The sequence below is a fragment of the Pseudoxanthomonas sp. LjRoot204_2 genome, from assembly GCF_056175765.1.
In genome coordinates this window covers 1-7,103 of sequence record NZ_JBGFFG010000170.1, presented here as the reverse complement: position 1 = coordinate 7,103, position 7,103 = coordinate 1, and the positions used below count along the sequence as shown (strand labels likewise).

5 protein-coding genes are annotated in these 7,103 nt (G+C 69.0%); 3 read left to right on the top strand and 2 right to left on the bottom strand.

The annotated features are described in order from the left end of the window. The 3 genes from AC04L7_RS09655 to AC04L7_RS09645 form a co-directional block, all read left to right on the top strand. On the top strand, positions 1–1,349 hold a 1,349-nt coding region (locus tag AC04L7_RS09655), incomplete at its 5' end, for a M3 family metallopeptidase (RefSeq protein ID WP_475512903.1). Between the two features lie 131 nt (positions 1,350–1,480). After that, complete coding sequence (locus tag AC04L7_RS09650) at positions 1,481–3,661, top strand: glycoside hydrolase family 3 N-terminal domain-containing protein (RefSeq protein ID WP_475512902.1); 2,181 nt, start codon at positions 1,481–1,483, stop codon at positions 3,659–3,661. 6 nt (positions 3,662–3,667) lie between these two features. Then, positions 3,668–4,819, top strand: a complete 1,152-nt coding sequence (locus tag AC04L7_RS09645; protein ID WP_435997048.1) for an MFS transporter — start codon at positions 3,668–3,670, stop codon at positions 4,817–4,819. A gap of 5 nt (positions 4,820–4,824) precedes the next feature. Here the strand turns inward: AC04L7_RS09645 and AC04L7_RS09640 are convergent, their stop codons facing one another. Together AC04L7_RS09640 and recQ are read right to left on the bottom strand one after the other, a co-directional pair. Next, positions 4,825–5,280, bottom strand: a complete 456-nt coding sequence (locus AC04L7_RS09640) for a hypothetical protein (protein WP_299340785.1) — start codon at positions 5,278–5,280, stop codon at positions 4,825–4,827. Positions 5,281–5,384: 104 nt separating this feature from the next. Further along, a partial coding sequence (gene recQ, locus AC04L7_RS09635) for a DNA helicase RecQ (protein ID WP_475512901.1) occupies positions 5,385–7,103 on the bottom strand: 1,719 nt, incomplete at its 5' end.

The following is a 7,103-nucleotide window of genomic DNA, read 5'->3' as shown; positions in this document are numbered from 1 at the left end:
ACCGCGCGTTGCGCGAGACCCTGTACCACGCCAATGCGGTGCGCGCTTCCGAACTCGCCGACAACGACGCGCTCGACAACTCTGCGCTGATCGACCGCATCCTCGCCCTGCGTACCGAACTGGCCGCGCTGCTGGGCTTCGCCAGCTACGCCGAGTATTCACTGGCCACCAAGATGGCCGATACGCCGGACGAGGTGCTGCAGTTCCTGCGCGACCTCGCCGCACGCGCCAGGCCGCACGCGCAACGCGACCGCGCGGAGCTGGAAGCGTTCGCCCGCGATCATCTGGGGCTGGAAACGCTCGAAGCCTGGGATCTCGCCTACGCCAGCGAGAAGCTCAAGCAGGCGCGCTACAGCTTTTCCGCGCAGGAGGTGAAGCAGTACTTCACCGAGCCGGCGGTGCTGGCCGGGCTGTTCGCTGTGATCGGCGACCTTTATGGCCTGCGCGTGGAGCCGGATGAAGCGCCGACGTGGCATCCCGACGTGCGCTTTTACCGCCTAGTCGACGGCGACGGCAGCCTGGTCGGCCAGTTTTACCTCGACCTGTACGCCCGCGAAGGCAAGCGCGGCGGCGCCTGGATGGACGATTGCCGCAACCGCCGCGAGACGGCAAACGGCACGCAGACGCCCCTGGTGTATCTGGTGTGCAACTTCGGCAAGGGCATGGACGGCAAGCCAGCCACCTTCAGCCACAGCGACGTGACCACGCTGTTCCACGAAATGGGCCATGGGCTGCACCAGTTGCTGACGCAGGTCGGTGAACTCGGCGTGGCCGGCATCAACGGGGTGGAGTGGGATGCGGTGGAGCTGCCCAGCCAGTTCATGGAGAACTTCTGCTGGGAATGGGAGCGCGTGCAGGCCATGACCGCCCACGTGGACAGCGGTGAGCCGCTGCCGCGCGCGCTGTTCGACCGCATGGTCGCGGCCAAGCACTACCAGAGCGGGATGGCGACCGTGCGCCAGCTGGAATTCGGCCTGTTCGACATGCAGCTGCACAGCGCGTTCGACGCCGGCAACGACACCGTGCTGGCGCTGCTGGACCATGTACGCGACGAGGTGGCCGTGAACGTCCCGCCGGCGTTCAACCGCTTCCCCCACCAGTTCAGCCACATTTTCGCGGGTGGCTACGGGGCGGGGTACTACAGCTACAAGTGGGCGGAGGTGCTCAGCGCGGATGCCTATGCGGCCTTCGAGGAAGCCCCCGCGCACGTGGCAGAAACGGGGGCGCGGTTCCGGCACGAGGTGCTGGCGCGTGGCGGCAGCCGCAGCGCGGCCGAGAACTTCCGCGCGTTCCGCGGCCGCGCGCCGCGCATCGAGGCCTTGCTGCGTCACGCCGGCATGGCCGGCTGAGCGGTTCGAACGCGCTCCCGGGCGCCTCGATCCAGGTGCGCACGGGGCCGCGGCCGGGCGTTTGACCATGACTGTAAACGTTTTCATAATGCTTGCCCTGTCATACCCGCGTTCCGGGGAGGATCGCTTACATGCCGCATCAGCGAAGGATCGAGGGCCTGATCGCCGCCATGACACTGGAGGAGAAGATCGGCCAGCTGGGCGCCTTTGCCGATGCGTTGCGGCCGTTCGCGTTCGAGTTCAATCCGGAAACCTTCGCGCGCGATGCCGAGCAGGTGCGCGAGCAGATCCGCAGCGGTCGCGTCGGTGCGCTCTTCAATGGCGTGGGCGTGGCGGAAGGCCGTGAGGCGCAGCGCATCGCGGTGGAGGAAAGCCGACTCGGCATTCCGCTGCTGYWSGGCGCCGACGTGATCCAYGGCWTKCGCACCRTSTTCCCGATKCCGCTGGGTGAAGCGGCCAGCTTCGAGCCCGACCTCGCCGAGCGCACCGCGCGCGCCACCGCCAGGGAGGCCACGGCCGCGGGAATCCACTGGACGTTCGCGCCGATGGTCGACGTCGCACGCGACCAGCGGTGGGGCCGCGTCGCCGAAACGTCGGGCGAAGACGTCTACCTGTCCTGCGAGTTCGCCGCCGCCCGCGTGCGCGGCTTCCAGGGCGACGACCTGACGGCGTCCGATTCGCTGCTGACCACGCCCAAGCATTTCGCCGCCTATGGCGCGATCTCCGCGGGACTGGATTACAACTTCGTGGACATGGCGCCGCAGACCCTGCGCGACGTGCACTTGCCGCCGTTCAAGGCGGCGATCGATGCCGGCGCGCTGACGCTGATGAGTTCGTTCAACGACATCAACGGCGTGCCCGCCTCGGCCAACCGCGAGCTGCTGACCGACATCCTGCGCGGCGAGTGGAAGTTCGAGGGTTTCGTCGTCTCGGACTACACCTCCGACCTGGAGCTGGTGGCGCACGGTTATGCCAGCGACGAGGCCGACGCCGCGCAGAAGGCGCTGTCGGCCGGACTGGACATGAGCCTGCAGAGCGGCATCTATGCCGGCCACGTCGCCACGCTGGTCGAGCAGGGTCGCCTGACCATGGACGAGGTCGACGAGGCCGTGCGCCGCGTGCTGCACGTCAAGGCCGCGGTTGGCCTGTTCGACGATCCCTACCGCTGCCTGGATGCCGGGCGCSAAGCCGACCAGTCGCACATCGCTGCGCACGATGCGCTGGCACGCGACTGCGCGCGCCGCTCGGTCGTTCTGTTGAAGAACGAAGGCAACCTGCTGCCCCTGAAGAAGGCCGGCCAGCGCATCGCGCTGATCGGGCCGTTCGCCCAGGACACCGCCAACCTCGGCGGCTGCTGGAACATCTTCGGCGACGCCTCACGCATGGTCGACATGGAGACGGGCGTGCGCGCCGCGCTGGAGGATCCCTCCGCGCTGGTGGTGGTGCCGGGCAGTGGCATCGAGGCACCGCTCGAAGGCGGCATCGAGGCGGCAGTGGCGGCTGCGCGCGAGGCCGATGTCGTATTGCTGGCGCTGGGCGAGCCGCACGAGTTTTCCGGTGAGGCGCAGTCGCGCACGCAGATCGTGATCCCGGCCGCGCAGCAGGCGCTGGCGGAAGCGGTGGCCGCGGCGGGCACACCGGTCGTCGTGGTGTTGCGCAACGGTCGCGCGCTGGCGCTGGAAGGTGCGGTGCGCGATGCGCAGGCGATCCTGGTGGGCTGGTTCCTCGGCACACAGACCGGTCCCGCGCTCGCCGACGTCGTGTTCGGCGACTACAACCCGTCGRCACGGCTGCCGGTGAGTTTTCCGCAGGATGCCGGGCAGCAGCCGTACTTCTACAACCATCCGGCGACCGGACGCCCCAATGTGCCGGGTACGCCGCGCTTCTTTCAGACGCGCTGGCGCGAAGTCAGCCACGCCGCGCTGTATCCGTTCGGCCATGGCATGTCGTACACCCGTTTTGACTACGGCGTGCCGCAACTCGACACGGCGCGCCTGGGTTGGGACGAAGCGCTGACCATCCGCACGCGCGTCGCCAACCAGGGCACGCGCGATGGCGAAGAGGTCGTGCAGCTTTACCTGCGCGACCGCACCGCCAGCCGCGTGCGGCCGGTGCGCGAGCTGAAACGCTTCCGCAAGATCGCGCTGGCGGCAGGCGCATCCCAGGAGGTGGTGTTCACGCTGACACGCGCCGATCTCGAATTCCACGGCGTCGACAACCGCCCCGTCGCCGAACCCGGTCTGTTCGACCTGTGGGTCGCGCCRTCCAGCGCCGTCGGCGACGCAGTGACGTTCGAACTGCTGGCTCCCTGAGTCCGCATGACCTGGCATGAAGCGGCGACGCCGGTCGTGGGCGCGCGCGAGCGCATCGCCACGCGCGTCGTCTTCTTCGTGGCAGGGTTCGCCATCTCCGCCTGGGCGCCGCTGATTCCGTTCGCCAAACGCCGGCTTGCGCTGGACGACGGGCAGTTGGGCCTGATGCTGTTGTGCCTGGGCGTGGGATCGGTGCTGATGATGCCGCTGGCGGGCGGCCTGGCGGCCCGATTCGGATGCCGACGCGTGATGCTGGCGGCGGGGGCGGTGATCTGCGCGTGCATGCCGGCACTGATGCTGGCGCCGACCCTTCCCCTGCTTGCGCTGGTACTGGCGCTCTTCGGTGCGGGCATGGGCGTGCTCGACGTGGTGATGAACGTGAAGGCGGTGATCGTCGAACGCGCTGGCGGCCGCGCGATGATGTCCGGCTTCCATGGCATGTACAGCGTCGGCGGCATCGCCGGCGCCGGGGGTGTCGCAGGCGCCCTGGCGCTCGGCGCGTCGCCGTTGTCGGCGATCGTCGCCATGGCGATCGTTGCGGCGCTGCTGCTGGCGACCTGCCGCCGCGGGCTGCTGCTGGAAGGGGACGGAGGCGATCATCCGGCGTTCGTGCTGCCGCGTGGACGTGTGTTGCTGATCGGCGCGGTGTGCTTTGCGATGTTCCTGTCGGAGGGGGCGGTACTGGACTGGAGCGCGGTGTTCCTGACATCGGTGCGTGACGCTGACCCTGCCATCGCCGGTTTCGGGTACGTCGCCTTCGCGGTGACGATGACGATCGGCCGCCTGACCGGCGACCGGATCGTGCATGCCCTGGGTGCGTTCCGGGTCGTGGTGTGCGGCGCGCTGCTTGCCGCCGCCGGGTTCGCGCTGGTCGTCCTGGTCGCGTCGCCCCTGGCCGGACTCGCCGGCTTCGCCCTGGTCGGTGCCGGCGCGGCGAACGTGGTGCCGGTGATGTTTTCCGCTGCCGGTCGCCAGCGCAGCATGCCCACGCACCTGGCGGTCGCGGCGGTCACCACGATGGGCTATGCGGGTGTGTTGCTGGGACCGGCGGCGTTGGGCTTCATCGCCAAGCTCACCTCGCTGGCGACCGCGCTGGGATTGCTCGTCCTGCTGCTGACGGCGGTGGCAGCGGTCGCACGCGTCGCCACGCGCGACTGATACGCCTACGGGCGCGGCGCGCCGCGCATCATCGGACCGGCGGGATAGCCGCCGTGCGGGCCGTAATACCCGCCGGGACCATCGTACCGGTCCACGTTGATGTTGAGATTGAAGGTGCGCGGCTTGCCTTCGTCGTCGTACGTGGTCTTGCAGAGGTTGAGGTTCGCTGCGTTGTAGGTGCTGCGGCCATGGCCCTTGCTGTAGCCGACGCCTGCGGTGACGCTGCCCGACACGCCGTCGCCATCCTCATCGCCGTAGCGGACGCAGGGATCGACCGGAGTGGCCGGCGACGCGCCCTTCTTCGGGCGTGCCGGTTGCGTATCGCCATACCAGGTGCCGGGCGGATCCTGACGGTATGCGGCGGAGGAGGGCAGGCTGAGATCCAGCGCTTCGGCATTCGACTGGGCCGATGCCGACGAGGCGCTAAGCAGGGCCAGCAGGGCGAGGGGCAACGTCTTCATGGGCAATCCCGGAAGCGCGGTCCGCCGGCTGGCCGACCTTGCACGAACGCTACCAGCCGCGGATTGAACGCGGGCTGGATAAAACGCCCGCGCGACGCGGAGCGTCACCCGACCGCGCGCAGCACGTCCAGGACGCGTTGCCCGTAGCGCTCGAGCTTGGCGCCACCAATGCCGCCCACCCGCGCCAGGTCGGCCAGCGTGGCCGGCTGCTGCTCGGCGATGTTGCGCAGCGTGCTGTCGTGGAAGATGACGTAGGCGGGCACGTTCTGCTCGCGGGCCAGCTCCGCGCGCAGGTCGCGGAGACGCTGGAAACGCGGCAGGTCGGCGGCCTGCACCGGGACGCCGCTGCGAGGGCTGCGGTCGCGTTCGCGGCGTTCGCGCTGTTCCTTGCGCAGCTGCAGGCGGCGCTCGCCGCGCAGCACGGCGCGACTGCCTTCGGTCAGGCGCAGGCTGCCGAACTCGGCTTCGACCTCCAGCAGGCCGCAGGCCACGAGTTGGCGGAATACGCTGCGCCACGTCGTGGCGTCCAGATCCTTGCCGATCCCGTAGGTGGTCAGGTGCTCGTGGCCGCACTGGCGGATGCGTTCGCTCTCGCTGCCGCGCAGCACGTCGATGACATGGTTCACGCCGAAGCGCTGGCCGCTGCGATACACGCAGCTCAGCGCCTTCTGCGCGGCCTCGGTGGCATCCCAGGTCTCGGCCGGACTCAGGCAGTTGTCGCAGTTGCCGCATTCGTGCGGATAGGTTTCGCCGAAGCCGGCCAGCAGCACCTGCCGGCGGCACTGGGTGGATTCGCAGTAGCCCAGCAGCTGGTCCAGCTTGCGCCGCTCCAGCCGCTTGCGTTCTTCGCCGGCCTCGCCCTGTTCGATCATCTGCTTCAGCAGCACCACGTCGCCCAAGCCATAGCAGAGCCACGCCTCGGCTGCTTCACCATCGCGGCCGGCACGGCCGGTCTCCTGGTAGTAGCCTTCCATCGACTTGGGCAGGTCCAYGTGGGCGACGAAGCGCACGTCGGGCTTGTCGATGCCCATGCCGAAGGCGATGGTCGCCACCATGACGATCCCTTCCTCGCGCAGGAAGCGGCGCTGGTTGTGCGCCCGCACGCTCGCGTCGAGTCCGGCATGGTACGGCAGGGCATTGAAACCCTGCTCGGCGAGATAGTCCGCGAACTGCTCGACCCGCTTGCGCGACAGGCAGTAGACGATGCCGGCCTCGCCCTTGTGCTTGCGCAGCATGTCGCGCAGCTGGTGGCGGGCATTGTCCTTCTGCACGACGGTATAGCGGATGTTGGGACGATCGAACGAGCTGACGAACTTCTCGGCGTCGACAAGGTTCAGGCGCTCGGCGATCTCGCGCTGCGTCGGCGGATCCGCGGTGGCGGTCAGCGCGATGCGCGGCACGTCGGGCCAGCGCTCGTGCAGCAGGGTCAGTTCCAGGTATTCGCGACGGAAATCGTGGCCCCACGCCGACACGCAGTGCGCTTCGTCGATGGCGAACAGCGCGATGCGGCTGCGGTCCAGCAGCGACAGGAAGCGGCCGGTCAGCAGCCGCTCCGGCGCGACGTAGAGCAGGTCCAGCTCGCCCTGCAGCAGGGCCTGTTCGACCTGCTGGGCCTCGTCGGCGGCCAGCGAGGAGTTCAGGAAGGCGGCGCGCACGCCGAGCTGGCGCAGGGCGTCCACCTGGTCCTGCATCAGCGCGATCAGCGGGGAGACGACGATGCCGGTGCCGTCGCGCAACAGCGCAGGCACCTGATAGCACAGCGACTTGCCGGCGCCGGTCGGCATGAGGACCAAGGCATCGTGGCCGGCGGCGAGGTGTTCCAC

What these genes read in the sequence shown, in the direction of transcription:
- AC04L7_RS09645 (WP_435997048.1), top strand. Translation starts at nt 3,668, where the DNA reads ATGACCTGGCATGAAGCGGCGACGCCGGTCGTGGGCGCGCGCGAGCGC.
- AC04L7_RS09640 (WP_299340785.1), bottom strand. Translation starts at nt 5,280, where the DNA reads ATGAAGACGTTGCCCCTCGCCCTGCTGGCCCTGCTTAGCGCCTCGTCG.